The sequence below is a fragment of the Bradyrhizobium sp. UFLA01-814 genome (genome assembly GCF_046718885.1).
Taxonomy (GTDB): domain Bacteria; phylum Pseudomonadota; class Alphaproteobacteria; order Rhizobiales; family Xanthobacteraceae; genus Bradyrhizobium; species Bradyrhizobium elkanii.
On the sequence record NZ_JAQOSR010000109.1, the window covers coordinates 15,559 to 30,900 of the forward strand.

Annotated in this window: 12 protein-coding genes and 1 pseudogene; 12 read left to right on the forward strand and 1 reads right to left on the reverse strand. The window is 62.6% G+C overall.

Going from position 1 to position 15,342, the window contains the following annotated elements:
• Nucleotides 1-100 precede the first annotated feature (100 nt).
• The 3 genes from PMN64_RS28225 (at nt 101) to rlxS (ending at nt 4,545) form a co-directional block, all read left to right on the forward strand.
• A complete protein-coding gene (locus PMN64_RS28225; protein ID WP_411783018.1) occupies nt 101-946 on the forward strand; it encodes an alpha/beta fold hydrolase in 846 nt (281 codons plus the stop codon).
• Nucleotides 947-1,665: 719 nt separating this feature from the next.
• Entirely contained in the window at nt 1,666-1,977 is a 312-nt protein-coding gene (locus tag PMN64_RS28230) for a DUF736 domain-containing protein (RefSeq protein WP_411783019.1), read from the forward strand.
• Between the two features lie 597 nt (nt 1,978-2,574).
• A complete protein-coding gene (rlxS, locus tag PMN64_RS28235; RefSeq protein ID WP_411783020.1) occupies nt 2,575-4,545 on the forward strand; it encodes a relaxase/mobilization nuclease RlxS in 1,971 nt (656 codons plus the stop codon).
• A 176-nt stretch (nt 4,546-4,721) separates the two neighbouring features.
• On the opposite strand, the gene PMN64_RS28240 is transcribed toward rlxS, so the two are convergent.
• Nucleotides 4,722-5,825, reverse strand: a complete 1,104-nt coding sequence (locus PMN64_RS28240; protein ID WP_411783021.1) for a Fic family protein — start codon at nt 5,823-5,825, stop codon at nt 4,722-4,724.
• Nucleotides 5,826-6,453: 628 nt separating this feature from the next.
• On the opposite strand from PMN64_RS28240, the gene PMN64_RS28245 reads away from it, so the two are divergent.
• The 9 genes and pseudogenes from PMN64_RS28245 to PMN64_RS28285 form a co-directional block, all read left to right on the forward strand.
• On the forward strand, nt 6,454-8,478 hold the full coding sequence (locus PMN64_RS28245; protein ID WP_411783022.1) for a conjugal transfer protein TraG: 2,025 nt from the start codon (nt 6,454-6,456) through the stop codon (nt 8,476-8,478).
• An 11-nt stretch (nt 8,479-8,489) separates the two neighbouring features.
• The gene (locus tag PMN64_RS28250) at nt 8,490-9,044 is read left to right on the forward strand and encodes a CopG family transcriptional regulator (protein ID WP_411783023.1); all 555 of its coding nucleotides are present in this window, start codon (nt 8,490-8,492) and stop codon (nt 9,042-9,044) included.
• 37 nt (nt 9,045-9,081) lie between these two features.
• Nucleotides 9,082-10,020 carry a P-type conjugative transfer ATPase TrbB gene (trbB, locus tag PMN64_RS28255; RefSeq protein ID WP_411783024.1) on the forward strand — a complete coding sequence of 313 codons (939 nt, stop codon included), beginning with the start codon at nt 9,082-9,084 and terminating at the stop codon, nt 10,018-10,020.
• 117 nt (nt 10,021-10,137) lie between these two features.
• Nucleotides 10,138-10,407, forward strand: a complete 270-nt coding sequence (locus PMN64_RS28260; protein WP_411783025.1) for a TrbC/VirB2 family protein — start codon at nt 10,138-10,140, stop codon at nt 10,405-10,407.
• Nucleotides 10,407-10,664, forward strand: coding sequence for a VirB3 family type IV secretion system protein (locus tag PMN64_RS28265; RefSeq protein ID WP_411783026.1), 258 nt, complete (start codon nt 10,407-10,409; stop codon nt 10,662-10,664). Before PMN64_RS28260 ends, PMN64_RS28265 begins: the two co-directional genes overlap by 1 nt.
• Nucleotides 10,658-13,240, forward strand: a complete 2,583-nt coding sequence (gene trbE / locus PMN64_RS28270) for a conjugal transfer protein TrbE (RefSeq protein ID WP_411783027.1) — start codon at nt 10,658-10,660, stop codon at nt 13,238-13,240. The genes PMN64_RS28265 and trbE overlap by 7 nt, the downstream gene beginning before the upstream one ends.
• Before the next feature lie 33 nt (nt 13,241-13,273).
• Nucleotides 13,274-14,026 carry a P-type conjugative transfer protein TrbJ gene (gene trbJ, locus PMN64_RS28275; protein WP_411783028.1) on the forward strand — a complete coding sequence of 251 codons (753 nt, stop codon included), beginning with the start codon at nt 13,274-13,276 and terminating at the stop codon, nt 14,024-14,026.
• Nucleotides 14,027-14,037: 11 nt separating this feature from the next.
• Complete coding sequence (gene trbL / locus PMN64_RS28280; protein ID WP_411783029.1) at nt 14,038-15,195, forward strand: P-type conjugative transfer protein TrbL; 1,158 nt, start codon at nt 14,038-14,040, stop codon at nt 15,193-15,195.
• A 3-nt stretch (nt 15,196-15,198) separates the two neighbouring features.
• Nucleotides 15,199-15,342, forward strand: a pseudogene (locus tag PMN64_RS28285) (conjugal transfer protein TrbF); the annotation flags it as partial.

Consider the following 15,342-nt stretch of genomic DNA (forward strand, 5'->3'; position numbering starts at 1 on the left):
AATGCAACAGATCTGTCAATATATCAAGTATGGTACAGGTCAGTAACTTTAGTGCACGTCAATCGCGTGCCTAAAATCAGCCATAGCGTGGGTCTTATCAATGAACGGCTCAATATCCTCTCTTGCTGAAACCAGGTATTTGGACCTCGGTAACGCGCGCATCGCTTATCGGCAGGTCGGTCCGGCCAACAACATCCCATTGGTGATGTGCCAGCGGTTCCGAGCCACCATCGATCACTGGGATCCAGCGCTTCTCGACGTGCTGGCAGCCGAGCGCTCTGTCGTGATTTTCGATAATGTCGGGGTGGGGTTCTCATCCGGCCTGGCAGCCGACAACATCGCCGACATGGCTGCTTCGGCTAATTTGTTCCTGGAAGCTCTCGGCTACGAGCAGTGTGATCTGCTGGGCTGGTCGCTCGGTGGCACGGTAACGCAGCAATTGGCCCTCGACCATCCGCGACGCGTGCGCCGGATCGTGCTCGCCGGCACGAGCCCAGGCGGCGTTCCCGAGAGTCCGAAGGCGCCTGACAAGGTCTGGCAGGTCGCCGGCAAACCGGTCAATGACGATGAGGATTTCCTATATCTCTTCTTCACCGATAGTCAGACCAGCCGCGAACTTGGCGTCGCGTCTCTGCGGCGTCTAGATTTGCGGCTTCGCGAGTCACGGGCGCTTGTCAAACTGGAATCAGTCCAACGTCAGGCTGCAGCTATCAGCGCGTGGGGAGCGGGAAAGGGTTCAGCGTTTCAGCGATTGCACGAAATTAAGGCGCCTACGTTCGTGGCGAACGGCGCCCATGACAAGATGACTCACGCCTACAATTCCTACGTCATGTCGCAGCTGATTCCATCGGCTCAGCTCGTGCTCTACCCTGATGCTGGCCACGGTTTCCTTTTTCAATGCGCGGAGCTGTTCGGCAGGCACGTCTTGGAATTCTTGGCGGCCTGATCAAGGCGGATACCGAGCTTTCGCAACCTTCCTCTCCGGGCAAACACCGTGGTGACGCGATGCCGCTCGACACGCCGTCGCTCATTCGCGAAGAATTCGCGGGACGGGCCGCCCGCTTTGCTCGCGCTGATCACGCTTCTCGCGCGGGCCACGATCCATCCGATCCACGCCGTTTGGCGCACCCGGGATGGCCATGTCGCGCTTCCTCTTGCCCCCGCACGAGGCGATTGGGCTGGAGGCTCTGGTCAGGTCCGGACATCGTGGGTCGAGGCCGCAGCCTGGCGGATATTTCCGGTGGCGACATCGTTTTCCCGTCCGGGAATGCGGTCGGTTCGCATTGGTTTGTCTGATGCATCGTCGTGCATCGATGTGTAGGCATCGGCTTTAACCCGACCGATCCTGCCGTGCTGCGGCGGGTGTCGGCAGCCATGGTAAGCCCCGTCAGTTCGGTTATGGGCTCGCGTCCAACGCACCCTCGAATGGGCTGATCAGGCCCGAGGGACGGCAAGAGCCTCGATCGCCTTCCCGCAACAGCTCACGCCTGCTTTTTTCCCCTGGCGGCCTGGCGGCGGCATTCCTCGCGCAAGACAAAAAAGCAGGCTTTCGCCGTCCTCCGCTGGCGCTGCGGGCCTTAAAGGCTGCGGGCCGATCGCTCCCCGGGCCAAGGATCGCCATCGAGGCTGCGATGGGCGCGGCCCGAGCAACAGACGGAGATCACCATGGCGACCATCGGCACCTTCACCGCTTCGGACAACGGCTACAACGGCTCGATCAAGACGCTGACGCTGAACATCAAGGCCAAGTTCACGATGTCCGAGAAGGACAACGACAAGGCTCCCGACTACCGCATTTTCGCAGGCTCCACCGAGTTCGGCGCCGCCTGGAAGAAGACCGTCCGCGACAGCGACCGCGAATATCTCTCGGTCAAGCTCGACGATCCGAGCTTCCCGGCTCCGATCTACGCCTCGCTGGTCAAGGTCGAAGGCGAGGACGGTTTCAGCCTGATCTGGTCGCGCCGCAGCGGCGACTGATCGCACCGATCATCGGCCCCGCCTCCTCGGAGGCGGGGCTTTTTTGCGTTTCTCGCGCCGCTAAGAAAAGGCGGAGGAGCGCTTTTGTGTTCAGAAGAGGGGGCCTCGCCACTCGAAAAAGTGCGATCAACCAGACGGATTTTTGAGCGCAGAAGTTTGGGCAGGTCGCTCGCAATTTTGCGTCGGATCTGGCTCTGATTTTCGATCGCTGAGCGAGTTACCTCGTCTTTCCACGAGCCGCAAAGACGTCCTTGCTCATGCCCAGAGAGCTCGAATTGCCCTTCGTTCTTCGAGCGAACGGGCTCGATTGCATGGCGCTGCGACCGATCATGCCGTGGGTCGACTTGGCAATTTGAGCAAAGTCAGGCCTGCAAAACATGAGGACGGAGCAGAGTAGGGTGTAGCGCAAGATAAAAGCACTGGCGCCTGAAGACGCCTAGGCCGTTGTCTGCACATCCAAGTGTTGGCGACACCGTTGGGCGCGAAGTCGCCAGTTGCAGCTCAACGCGATCTCGTCGCTCGCTGATTTCGTCTGCGTCTTGGCAGCCGCGCGCCCGCTTCACATATCCGCGGTCTTGCGGACGGAGAGCCCGGCTCATGCGCGGCATCGACGATGACGAATTCCAGGTGAAGCTTGGGCGGATCGGCAACCGCAAACCCAGGCGAGCGAGCAGCTATCTTCGGCGTGTGCGCCAGTCGGCAGAGAAGGCCGGCGCCGGCTCGCCTCGCAGGTCGAATTTCTCGGGCGGCCGGATCGGCCGCGGGCACGCGCAAGGTATCTCCCTGGCCAGCCGCGGGCGAAGCAAGGGCCAGCGGCGAGTCGTGATCAAGGCACGCATCGTGCGCATCAAGGCCGGCGATCCGGGCGCTATCCGAGCGCATCTGCGGTACGTGCAGCGCGACGGCGTCACGCGAGACGGTGAGCCGGGCGAGCTCTACGATGCCGCGAGCGACCGCGCAGACGGTAAGGCCTTCACGGAACGAAGCGCGGGTGATCGCCACCAGTTCCGCTTTATCGTCGCGCCTGAGGACAGCGCGGAACTCTCCGACCTGAAGCCCCTCATCCGCGACCTGATGCGGCTGATGGAAAGCGATCTCGGCACCAGGCTCGACTGGGTCGCGGCGGATCATTTCAACACCGGCCATCCCCACAGCCATGTCGTCTTGCGCGGAAAGGACGACAGGGAACAGGACCTCGTGATCGCCCGCGACTATATCGCTCACGGCTTGCGGGGGCGGGCCGCCGACCTCATCACGCGGGAGCTCGGCCCCGAGACAGAGATCGAGATCGTGCGCAAGCTCCAGCAGGAGGTCACGGCCGAGCGGTTCACGCGCCTTGACCGGGCCATCGCGCGCGATGCGCCGGAGGGCACCCTTGAACTCAATGCCATGTCGGGAAGGGATCCAGTCTGGCAGGCCGCACGAATGGGGCGGCTGCGAGCGCTCGAACGGATGGGACTTGCGGAAGAGGGTGATCCTGGTCGTTGGCGGATCGATGCTGGGCTCGAGGCAAAACTCAGGCGCATGGGCGAGCGGGGCGACATCATCAAGACGATGCACCGCGAGCTTGCCGCAGCCGGCCTGTCGCGCGCCGCCGGCGGCTACGCGATCTCCGATTCGGGACAGACCAACCAGCGTCTGGTCGGCCGTATCGTCGGCGAGGGGTTTTCGGACGAATTAAGGGAGCGCCGCTATGTCGTGCTCGATGGCGTCGACGGGCGAGCGCATTACGTTGAGATCGGAAGTCTCTCGGCCCGCGATGAACCGCTTGTCCGGAACACCATCGTGGAACTCAGGTCGCGTACCGCGGAGCCGCGCGAGATCGATCGCACCATCGCTAGCGTCGCCGGCGCCCACGGTGGACGCTACAGCGAGCACATGCATCATGAGTACGACCGGCAGGCCTCAGTCGAATTTGTCGCTTCCCATGTGCGCCGCCTGGAGGCGATGCGGCAGGACGGGATGGTCTCTAAGCTTGCCGACGGCAGCTGGGCGGTGGGTGAAGATCATCTTGATCGGGCGCTTCAGTACGAGAGCCGTCAGCGCTCCCGCAACCCCTTGCGTTTTGCGGTGCTGTCATGGCAGAGGCTCGAGGATCTGCCGCAGGCGGTGGGCGCAACCTGGCTTGATCGGCAGCTCGTCGCCAGGACGCCTGAGGCGCTTGGGCCGAGCGGTATGGGCGCTGACGTCGGGGCAGCGATGCGGACGAGACGGCAATGGTTGATCGAGCAGGGGCTCGCGCGCGAGCAGGATGGTCAGGTGCGATATGCGCGGGATTTGCTGCGGACCCTTGAGGCGCGCGAACTCCGCCAGACGGCCGCGGAGATTTCCGCGCGAACGGGACTTGAGCATCTCGACGTCAAAGCTGGCGATAGTTTCACAGGCATCTACAAGCGCATGCTGACACTGAACAGCGGCCGGTTCGCGCTGATTGAGCGGTCCCATGATTTCGCACTGGTGCCTTGGCGGCCAGTGTTGGAGAGGGCGCGCGGGCAGTTGGTCACGGGCAGCGCGGGCGGAGAGGGCATATCCTGGTCGATCGGCATCAAGCGCGGGATCGGACGCTAGCGGGGCTGCGCCGCGTGAGAAAAGCTCATTCACGCAACGCGCTGAAAGTCCTGATGGTTATCCTGCCTTGGCGAGAAGAGTATAACCCGCGCTGAAGATCTCCCGCGTTGCAAGCGGTGCCCGTCCGGGTCGGACAAATGATCGCCGGGAAGGCTGGACGGTTCCCAAGACAGCATTCAAGCGACGAGCGAATAACTTGTACTTCGGCCACCGCCTTCGTCCTTGGCGAGAATGCCCTGATCAACGAGGTCCTGAATGTCGCGCAGGGCAGTGTCGGGTGAGCACTTCTCGATTCTGGCCCATTTGCTCGACGTCAGTTTGCCCTCGAACCCGTCCAGCAGGCGGTTCAACATCTCGCGCTGCCGCTCATTGATCCGGGCTGTGGCATGCCGTTTCCAGAAGTCGGCTTTTTCAAGTACCGCTGCGAGAATTGTCTCAGCTCCACTGAAGGCGCGGTCGAGGCAGCCTAAGAACCACTCGAGCCAGGGCGTGACGTCGAGGTCACCCTTCTGGGTGCTCTCCAGCATGTCATAGTAGGTCTTCCGCTCGCTGCGTATCTGGGCGGACATGCTGTAAAAGCGCTGCGGAATTCCTTCAGAGCGGGCAAGCGACATATCGGCGATGGCGCGCGCGATACGTCCATTGCCATCTTCGAAGGGATGGATCGTCACGAACCACAGATGCGCGATCGCGGCCTTGATTACGGGATCGATCTTCTCTTCGGTGTTGTACCACTTCAGAAACGTGGTCATTTCCGCATCGAGCTTTTCGGCGATCGGAGCCTCGTAGTGGACGCGCTCACGACCATAATCGCCCGAGACAACCTGCATCGGTCCCGCCGCAGCATCCCGCCAGGTTCCCACCGTGATCTTCTTCAGGTTGCTGCGGCCCGTTGGGAAGAGCGAGGCTTGCCAGCCGAAGAGTCTCTCCGCGGTGAGCTCGGCTTTGAATTTCTGAGTGGCGTCGAGCATCATCTCAACGACGCCTTCGACGTTGCGGTCCGCCGACGGCAGGGCGCCCGCGTCCATGCCAAGCCGGCGCGCCAGCGATGAGCGCACGGCCTCCTTGTCGAGTTTTTCTCCCTCGATTTCGCTGGACTTGAGGACCTCCTCCGTCAGGGTGGTCAGGACAGCCTCTTCCTGCTGGGGGAAACCCAGGGTCTGCATCCGGCCGATGAGCTGGCCCTGCCGGAGCCGGACGACCGCAAGCTGCTTCGCCAAAGCATCAGAATCCCAGGAAAAACGAGGCCAATTGGGTAGTTGGTGGATATAGGTTGACATTCTCCGCACTCCTTGCGGAGAATATGGCGACTATTCTCCGCATCCGCAAGAGCATTCGCCGCAGTTAATGCGGAGAATAGAGCGGCTATTCCCCGCACCTGGGCGTCGGCATGGTTGCGGTTTCCTTAACGACCTCGCCCCGACGCTTCGCGACCCGCAAATCCGCTGACGCGTGAACGTCCTTGCGACGATCGCTTTGACATGGCGTCGGAATGGGACGGCGTGGGGCCGCCACAGTGATAGCTGAGGGGCCGACTTCTCGCGCGAAATTATACTCGTTTCGCGGAATGAGTATAATCGCCCCGCTTTCGGATTTTCAGTTGCCGCTACAAATTCGAAAACGAACGTTCAAACGAGCTCGTTCGATTCGCTCGCTTCGTTTCGCGCATGTCGATGAGCCAAGCAAGCGTTCGAGCCAGACGATTGATCCAGTTTCGTCAGGCCGTTCACCTGCTATTGAGGCGCTTCCTCAACCACGCTGAAACCGGCGCACCGTCGATCTCGCGCTGATGAGTTTGACCGGCGTGGACTTCGTTGCCGACCACGATTTTTATTCCGGTTGAATGCTCGGGCTGCTCCCGCTTTTCATCTCCCACGCACTCGCCAGTGCGAGTGAGTGGGGCGGAGAATGTTTCCGGCAAAAATCTACATCGGCCAGATCGCGGCCGTCTTCGGCATCGTCCTCGCATCAACGTGGGGAGCCACGCAATGGACCGCGGCCGCTCTCGGCTTCCAGGCCCGGCTCGGCGCGCCCTGGTTTTTAGCTGCCGGATATCCCGTCTATCTGCCTTGGCGATTGTTCGAATGGTGGTTTGCCTATGAGGCGTACGCTCCCGAAATCTTTGAAGAGGGCGGAGCCATTGCCGCCGCTGGCGGCATCGCAGGAGCGTTGTTTGCGATCCTCAACTCGGTGTGGCGGGCGCGGCAAAATCAGCTCGTCACGACTTATGGGTCAGCCCGCTGGGCAATGCTCAAAGAAATCAAGGAAGCCGGCCTCTTCGCAGCGAAGGGCGTGTTTCTCGGACGATCTGAAGACAACTATTTGCGGCATGACGGTCCGGAGCACGTTATGTGCTTTGCGCCGACGCGCTCGGGCAAGGGTGTAGGGCTCGTTCTGCCGACACTGTTGTCCTGGACCTCGTCGGCGGTCGTCCACGACATCAAGGGCGAAAACTGGGAGCTGACTTCCGGCTGGCGTTCAAGCTTCTCGCATTGCCTGTTGTTCAATCCGACCGACGCGCGAAGCGCCCGCTACAATCCGTTGCTCGAGGTCCGCAAGGGCGCCGCCGAAGTGCGTGATGTCCAGAACATCGCCGACATCCTGGTCGACCCGGAAGGAGCACTGGAACGCCGCACCCATTGGGAGAAGACGAGCCATCCACTGCTTGTCGGCGTCATCCTTCACGTTCTTTACGCGGAAGAGCAGAAGACGCTCACGCGCGTAACCGAGATCCTGGCTGACCCTGCGCAGTCCTTCGAGAAGACGCTGAGGATCATGATGGCCACCAACCATCTGGGCACTGAGGCTGAGCCGAAGGTCCATCCAGTGGTCGCCGCGACCGCGCGCGAGCTCCTCAACAAGTCCGAGAACGAGCGCTCGGGCGTCCTGTCCACGGCCGTCAGCTTTCTCGGGCTCTACCGCGATCCGGTCGTCAGCCGGAACACCGAAAGCTGCGATTGGCGCATAGCGGATCTGGTCAGTGCCGAGAAGCCGGTCACGCTCTATCTCGTCGTGCCGCCGTCGGACATCAGCCGCACCAAGCCGTTGATCCGGCTGATCCTCAATCAGATTGGCCGCCGTTTGACCGAGTCGCTGAACTCCAAAGGAGGTGAGGTCAACCATCGCCAACTCTTGTTGATGCTGGACGAATTTCCTGCTCTCGGCCGGCTCGATTTCTTCGAAAGCGCGCTCGCTTTCATGGCCGGCTACGGCATCCGCGCTTACCTGATCGCGCAGTCGCTGAACCAGATTGCAAAGGCGTACGGAGAGAACAATGCGATCCTGGACAATTGCCACGTCCGCATTGCCTTTGCCGCCAATGACGAGCGTACTGCCAAGCGGATATCGGACGCGCTCGGCACCGCGACCGAACTAAGGGCACAGCGCAATTATGCCGGTCACCGGCTCGCGCCCTGGCTCGGCCATGTCATGGTCAGCCGCCAGGAAACTGCCCGGCCGCTGCTGACCCCGGGCGAAGTGATGCAGTTGCCGCCCGATCAGGCCATCGTGCTGGTCTCGGGTCTGGCCCCGGTCCGAGCGCAAAAGCTCAGGCATTACGAGGACGCAAACTTTGTACGGCGTTTGCGCCCGCCGCCGCGTCTTGCCGCTGGCGAATATCGCGACCGCCCGGCAGCGCGCTCCAGCGACTGGAATTGTCAAATCAGAACCGTCGATCTCCGGCTGGCGACACTTCCGTATCGCGACCTCATGCAGGCCGGAGCCGAGGAAGGCGGGCTCAAGCAGCAATTGCCGCTGTTCGAGGAGGTCCCTCAAGCCGAGACGGCGAGGCTTGCCGAGGAGCGGCTGCTCGATGACGACGCAGATGTTGCGGCGGACCGCAGCCAGATGCAGCGCGCGGCGAATACGTCCAGCGCGATCCGCAGAGCTCACGGCGTCACGCGCGATGACGACGATCTCCTTCCTGCATTCTGAAAGTATTCCCGATGAAACCAAAACTATCGGCCTATGTCTCAGACAGCGTGGCGCAGCGGCTCGAACTCGCAGCCAGGCGGCCCGGCACCAACAAATCGGCGATCGTCGACGCTGCGCTGGATCGCTTCCTCAATCCCGAGCGGGATGCAAGTGGTGACGCGGCGCTGATCCGCAGGCTCGATCGCATGAGCCGGCAGCTCGATCGGGCGGACCGTGATCTCTCGATCACGGCGGAAACCATTGCGCTGTTCGTGCGCTACTACCTGACGATCACGCCGCCGCTGCCGTCGGGCGACCAGGATGCGGCGCGCGCACTCGGACGTGAACGCTTCGAGATGTTCGTCGCCCAGGTCGGCAAGCGCGTCGCCTCGGGCGGGCGGCTGGTTGCCGACGTCATGGAGCAGGTCTCGACGTCGAATCCGGACCTCTTCATGCGGCACCTCGAGGAGGGCGCTCCGCTCGGTGCCGGCAAGGAGCCGTTCGCAACAGGATCCCGCTCGCAGCATGCGACGGGCGAGCAGCCGGGGCCGTCTCCGGCAGGACGAGAGGAGGTCGGCCATGTCTGATCTCCTCTCGCCCGAAACTCGCGAGCGGCGACGCAGCATGCTGCGGACCGCGATGGGACCAGCAATCGCGATCGCGCTGGAAGAAGCTGACGTGGTCGAGGTCATGGTCAATCCCGACGGAAAGCTTTGGCTTGACCGGCACGGGACGGGCCGCGCGGACACTGGCGTCGTTCTGACGCCCCAGGAGTCGGAGCGGATCATTCGACTGGTTGCGAGCCATGTGCGGGCGGAGGCGAGCGGTTCGTGTCCAATCATCTCGGCGGAACTTCCCGAAACCGGCGAACGCTTTGAGGGCGTCCTGCCGCCGGTGTCGCTCGCGCCATGCTTTGCCATCCGGAAGCCTGCGACAACCACGTTCCGCCTGTCCGACTACGTCAGGGCGCAGATTGCCTCGCCGGTGATGGCGAAGGTGCTGACGGCTGCGGTCACTGACGCGCGCAGCATCCTGATCGCTGGTGGCACCGGTTCGGGCAAAACCACGCTGGCGAACGCACTTCTTGCTGAAATTGCCTGCCTCGAGGAGAGGGTGGTCATCATTGAGGATACCCGCGAGCTGCGCTGCGATGCCAGGGATGCCGTGACGCTCCGAACCAAGCCGGGAGTGGCGAGCCTCGCAGATCTTGTTCGCTCCACACTGCGCTTGCGTCCCGACCGTATCATCGTCGGCGAGGTCAGAGGGGCTGAGGCCCTCGACATGCTGAAGGCCTGGAATACGGGCCACCCCGGCGGAATTGCCACGGTCCATGCCAACTCGGCGCGAGCGGCGCTCTACCGGATCGAACAACTGATTCAGGAAGCGGTCGCAACCGTGCCGCGCCGGCTCATCGCCGAGGCGATCGACCTGATCGTCTTCATCAAGGGGCGGGGTCCGGCGCGACGCATCGAGACCGTCGTGGAACTCAGGGGTCTCAATCCGTCAGGCGATTACCTGCTCGAAATCCCGCCCGGACTTCCAAACGCCACCCACCGTCCATGATCTTAAGGAGACTGCAACATGTCCATTCGACTGCGTCTGTCCTTGCGTTCGCGCCTTCTTAGCCTCTGCTCGGTCAGAGGGCTCCGCCTGGTTGACCTTAGCGCGGCCTCCGCTTGCATGCTTCTCAGCGCCTCGGTGGCGCACGCGGCGGGTTCAGGCATGCCGTGGGAAGCCCCGCTCGAGCGTGTCCTCGAATCCGTGCAGGGGCCCGTCGCCAAGATCGTGGCCGTCATCATCATCACGGTCACCGGCATTTCGCTTGCGTTCGGCGACACCTCGGGCGGGTTCCGCAAGATGGTCCAGGTCGTGTTCGGCCTTTCGATCGCTTTTGCGGCGAGCTCCTTCTTCCTGTCGTTCTTCTCGTTCGGCGGCGGAGCGCTGATCTGATGCGTCCCGATGGCTTCGACCTTGTGCTCCACCGCTCGTTGACCGAGCCCATTCTCATAGGCGGCGCGCCGCGCGCCGCCGCCATTCTGATCGGCACCCTATCGGCCGTGCTGGCGCTTGGCTTGCGGCTTTGGCTTGCGGGTCTTGTGCTCTGGGTCGTCGGTCACGGCATCGCGGTTTGGCTTGCCAAACGCGATCCCGCCTTCGTCGAGGTCGCTGTCCGTCACACCAAGCACAAGGGCTGGCTCGCATGCTGAACTTGAGAGAATTCCGCCCCAACGCCTATCGTCTGGCCGATTGGCTGCCCTGGGCATGCCTCATCGCGCCTGGCGTGATCCTGAACAAGGACGGCAGCTTCCAGCGCACCATTCGCTACCGGGGTCCCGATCTCGACAGCGCGACCGAGGCCGAACTGATCAGCGTGGTCTCGCGGGTCAACAACGTTCTGAAGCGCTTTGGCTCGGGCTGGGCGCTGTTCTTCGACGCGACGCGGATTCCGGCCTCGGAATACCCGCGCTCAAATTTTCCCGACGCTGTATCGTGGCTTATCGACGAGGAGCGACGGGCAGCGTTCGAGAGCGCCCCGGATGCATCCTGGGACGATCCTGCGCGTCCGAGCGGACAGCATTTCGAAAGCGTGCTCCACCTCACTTTGATGTATCTGCCACCGGCCGAACGGGTGTCGCGGCTGGAGGGATTGTTCCTAGAGCGTCCCCGAAACAAGCGGGCAACCGCCGGACGGGTGCTGCGTCAGCCGCTTGCCCGAGAAGCTTCCGAAGTGACCAGGAAAGGTCGCTCGCCGGACCTTCCCGAAACAGTCCATGAAGCGGGAGAGCTTCAGCCATCGCCGGAGCAGCGCTATCGTGAGCACCTTGAGCGTTTCATTCAGGAGACCGACCGGGCGATCGATCTCCTGTCTTCTGTCCTGCCTGAGATCTGGCCGCTCAATGATGAGGAGACGCTGACCTATCTCCATAGCTGCGTCTCGACCAAACGGCACCCAGTCGCCGTGCCCGAGATTCCGGTCTATCTCGATTGCTTCCTGAGCGACGAGCCGTTGACCGGCGGATTGTCGCCCGCGATCGGACGGAGCCATCTTCGTGCGCTGACGGTACTCGGGTTCCCGCACGTCACCTTTCCCGGGCTGCTGGATGAATTGAACCGGCTTGGCGTCGCCTATCGTTGGGCCACGCGATTTTTGCCGCTCGACCGCACCCAGGCTCATTCCTCGCTGTCGCGATACCGCCGGCAATGGTTTGCCAAGCGCAAATCGCTCGGAGCAATCGTGAAGGAGGTGATGTTCAACGAGCAGGCCGCCCTCATGGACACGGACGCCAGCAATAAGGCCGCCGACGCGGACGCTGCGCTCACCGAACTCGGCGATGACCTTGTGGCATTCGGTTACATCACGACGACCGTCACGGTCAGCGACGAGGATGCACGCGCGGCCGACGACAAGATCCGCCTCGTCGAACGCGTGATCAACAGCCGGGGCTTTACGACGATCCGGGAAAGCGTCAATGCGGTCGAGGCTTGGCTAGGCGGCCTGCCGGGTCAGGCCTATGCCAATATTCGCCAACCCATCGTGCATACCCTCAATCTGGCCCATATGTGCCCGTTGTCGGCGGTGTGGGCGGGACCGGAGCGATGCGAGCATCTCGATGGGCCGCCGCTTCTGATTGCCAAGACCAAGGGAGCAACCCCGTTCCGGCTTTCCCTGCATGCCGGAGATGTCGGGCACACGATCGTTGTCGGGCCAACTGGCGCAGGCAAGTCCGTGCTGCTCTCGATGTTGGCCTTGCAGTTCCGCCGTTATCCGGGTGCCCAATTGATCACGTTCGACAAGGGGCGGTCCGCGCGCGCCGCGACGCTTGCTCTGTCGGGGGCCTGGTATGAGCTTGGGGCCAGAGGAGGCATTGCATTCCAGCCGCTGAAGGATGTTGCGGAAGATGGCGCGCGGCTCTGGGCGCTCGATTGGCTGTGTGGTGTGCTAGCCCATGAGCGGGTAACCGTAACGCCGGAGGTCAAGGAAACCATCTGGTCGGCACTCAGGAGCCTCGGTACGGCGCCGGTGTCTCAGCGCACCATGACCGGGCTGGTGGCCCTGCTCGCCCGGGATGCCCTGCGCCAGGCGCTGCAGCCCTATACGCTGGAGGGGCCTTACGGCCGCTTCCTCGATGCGGACGCCGACCGCCTCTCGAGTACCGATGTTTTGACGTTCGAGATGGAAGAGTTGATGGCGTTGCCAGGGCTGGTCGCGCCGGTGCTCACCTATCTCTTCCAAACTCTGGAGCAGCGCTTCGATGGGCGCCCGACCTTGCTGGTCCTCGACGAAGCCTGGGTCTTTCTGGACGACCCGTTGTTCTCGAGCCGGATTCGCGAATGGCTGAAGACGCTGCGTAAGAAGAATGTCGCGGTGATCTTTGCCACTCAGTCGCTTGCCGATATCGCGGACAGCGAGATCGCGCCAGCGATCATCGAGTCCTGTCCCAGCCGGATATTCCTGCCCAATCCCCGCGCTCTTGAGCCGACCCAGACCGAGACCTATCGGCGCTTCGGACTGAACGAGACACAGGTGCGCCTGATCGCCGAAGCCTTTCCCAAGCGCGATTACTATCTGCAGTCTCGCGCCGGGAATCGGCTGTTCGAGCTTGGCCTCGGGCCGGTCGCGCTAGCGCTCGTCGGGGCGTCCTCGCCGGAAGATCAGCGTGCCATTGATGCGGTCCTGTCGCGGACCGGGCCTCACCATTTTGCCGAGCGCTATCTCGCTGAACGCGATCTGCATTGGGCCGCCAACCTGATCAGCACTTTCGCACAGGCCCGCAAGGCCTGACCTCAACCTCAATCTCAATCGCTGGAGTCTTCCATGCTCGAAAGCATCGGACGCTTGTTCACGGGTACAGCTTCAAGGATCGTCGTAACAACAATACTATCATTCGTCATTGCGGTGAATGGGTCGCAGCGGCTCGGCGCGTTCGATATCGTGTTCGATCCCACGAACTACGGCCAGAATCTCCTGACCGCCGCTCGCGCGCTCGAGCAGATCAACAACCAGGTCAGGAGCCTCGAGAATCAGGCTCAGTCGCTCCTCAATCAGGCCAAGCATCTGGCAAGCCTTCCGACCAGCGTCGTCGGCCAGCTCACCTCGACAATCAGCCAGATGAACAGCCTCATCGCACAGGCGAAGGGCATTTCATTCGATGTTCAAAAGACCCAGCAGGATTTCGCGCAGCTCTACCCTCGCCAGTATGGCGCGGCCAGCTCGTCGGACAAAATGGTGCAGGACGCAACCACGCGCTGGAACAACAGCTACGAGGGGCTCAAGCAAGCGCTCACGATCCAGTCGGCCATCGTCTCCAACCTCGACCAGGACGGTCAAACGCTTCGCACCCTGATGGCGAACTCGTCGGGTGCGGTCGGTTCGCTGCAGGCGCAGCAGTCCGGCAATGAACTGTTGGCGCTGCAGGTCAAGCAGGCGCTGCAGACGCAGGCACTGCTGGCAACCCAGGCCCGCGCCGACACGTTAAGGGCGGCCGAGCGACAGGCTTCGGTTGCGGCCGCGCAGGAGCGCTTCATCCGCTTCATCGGCGATGGCCGTGCCTATGCCGGCGGGAAATAGGAGAGAACACCATGGCTGATCTCTCCGTCATCGATCGCTTCACCGAGACCTTCTCGCGCTACATCGACTCGGGCTTTGGTCTTTTGTCAGGCGATGTCTCGTTTCTGAGTTCGACGCTTGTCGTTATCGACCTGACGCTTGCAGGCCTTGCCTGGAGCGCGCGGGCCGACGATCAGATCCTGGTGACGCTTGCCAAGAAGATCCTCTACGTCGGCGCGTTCGCCTTCATCATCGGCAACTTCAAGAGCCTTGCCGATATCGTCTTCAACTCGTTTTCGAGCATCGGCCTGAAGGCTTCGGGCGGCACATTGGGCGCGGCCGACCTGGCTCGGCCAGGGTTTGTCGCATCCGCCGGATTTACTGCCGCGCATCCGCTTCTCGAGGAGACGAGCCAGTTCTCCGGCTTCGATGTGCTGACCAATCTGCCGACGATTCTGATCCTTTTGTTCTGCTGGATCGTGATCGTGCTCGCGTTTTTCGTGCTCTCGGTTCAGCTCTTTGTCACCCTGATCGAGTTCAAGTTGACGACGCTCGCAAGCTTCATCCTGGTGCCGTTCGCGCTCTGGGGCAAGACCGCCTTTCTCGCCGAAAAGACGCTCGGCAATGTCGTTGCCTCCGGCGTCAAGGTGATGGTGCTGGCGATCATCGTCGGCATCGGCTCCACCATTTTCGGTCAACTCGCGGGCACGCTGACACGGCCGATCGATATCGCCTCGGCCATGAGCCTGCTGCTTGCGGCGCTCTCACTGTTCGGGCTTGGAATATTCGGCCCGGGCATCGCCGCCGGTCTTGTGTCGGGCGCGCCGCAACTGGGGGCCGGCGCGGCCGCGGGTACTGTGGCGGGCGCCGCGGCTGTCGCGATCGGGGGCGGAGCCGTGGCTATGGGCGGGCTTCGCCTGGCGGCCACCGGGTCGATGACTGCGGTTCGTTCTGCGGCGTCGCTGGGCGGAGCATCGTCGGTCGGTGGCAGCGCGGGCCGCGCTGCTGCGGTCGAACAACTGGGAGGAGGTGGTGGTAACGCGGCGAGCGCACCCACCGCCCCGGGGCCTTCACGTGCATCTGCCGCGCCGGTGCGGCACGCCAGGGAGGCGGCGCGGGTCGCCGTCCATACCCTGAAAGAGGGAGACAAGGGCGGTCATTCTTCAGGTCCGAAGCTTGGGGAGGACTGACATATGGCTGGTCATCCCTTCCAACGCGTATCCGTTCGCTACGGAGAAACGCCAGAACCCGTGACGCCCTATCAGAAGGCTGGTCAGGTCTGGGACGAGCGGTTGGGCTCCGCGCGCGTCCAGGCGAGCAACTGGCGGCTTGCGGCG

What these genes read in the sequence shown, in the direction of transcription:
- PMN64_RS28225 (WP_411783018.1), top strand. Translation starts at nt 101, where the DNA reads ATGAACGGCTCAATATCCTCTCTTGCTGAAACCAGGTATTTGGACCTC.
- PMN64_RS28265 (WP_411783026.1), top strand. Translation starts at nt 10,407, where the DNA reads ATGCGTCCCGATGGCTTCGACCTTGTGCTCCACCGCTCGTTGACCGAG.
- trbL (WP_411783029.1), top strand. Translation starts at nt 14,038, where the DNA reads ATGGCTGATCTCTCCGTCATCGATCGCTTCACCGAGACCTTCTCGCGC.
- PMN64_RS28250 (WP_411783023.1), top strand. Translation starts at nt 8,490, where the DNA reads ATGAAACCAAAACTATCGGCCTATGTCTCAGACAGCGTGGCGCAGCGG.
- rlxS (WP_411783020.1), top strand. Translation starts at nt 2,575, where the DNA reads ATGCGCGGCATCGACGATGACGAATTCCAGGTGAAGCTTGGGCGGATC.
- trbJ (WP_411783028.1), top strand. Translation starts at nt 13,274, where the DNA reads ATGCTCGAAAGCATCGGACGCTTGTTCACGGGTACAGCTTCAAGGATC.
- PMN64_RS28230 (WP_411783019.1), top strand. Translation starts at nt 1,666, where the DNA reads ATGGCGACCATCGGCACCTTCACCGCTTCGGACAACGGCTACAACGGC.
- trbE (WP_411783027.1), top strand. Translation starts at nt 10,658, where the DNA reads ATGCTGAACTTGAGAGAATTCCGCCCCAACGCCTATCGTCTGGCCGAT.
- PMN64_RS28245 (WP_411783022.1), top strand. Translation starts at nt 6,454, where the DNA reads ATGTTTCCGGCAAAAATCTACATCGGCCAGATCGCGGCCGTCTTCGGC.
- PMN64_RS28240 (WP_411783021.1), bottom strand. Translation starts at nt 5,825, where the DNA reads ATGTCAACCTATATCCACCAACTACCCAATTGGCCTCGTTTTTCCTGG.
- trbB (WP_411783024.1), top strand. Translation starts at nt 9,082, where the DNA reads ATGCTGCGGACCGCGATGGGACCAGCAATCGCGATCGCGCTGGAAGAA.
- PMN64_RS28260 (WP_411783025.1), top strand. Translation starts at nt 10,138, where the DNA reads ATGCTTCTCAGCGCCTCGGTGGCGCACGCGGCGGGTTCAGGCATGCCG.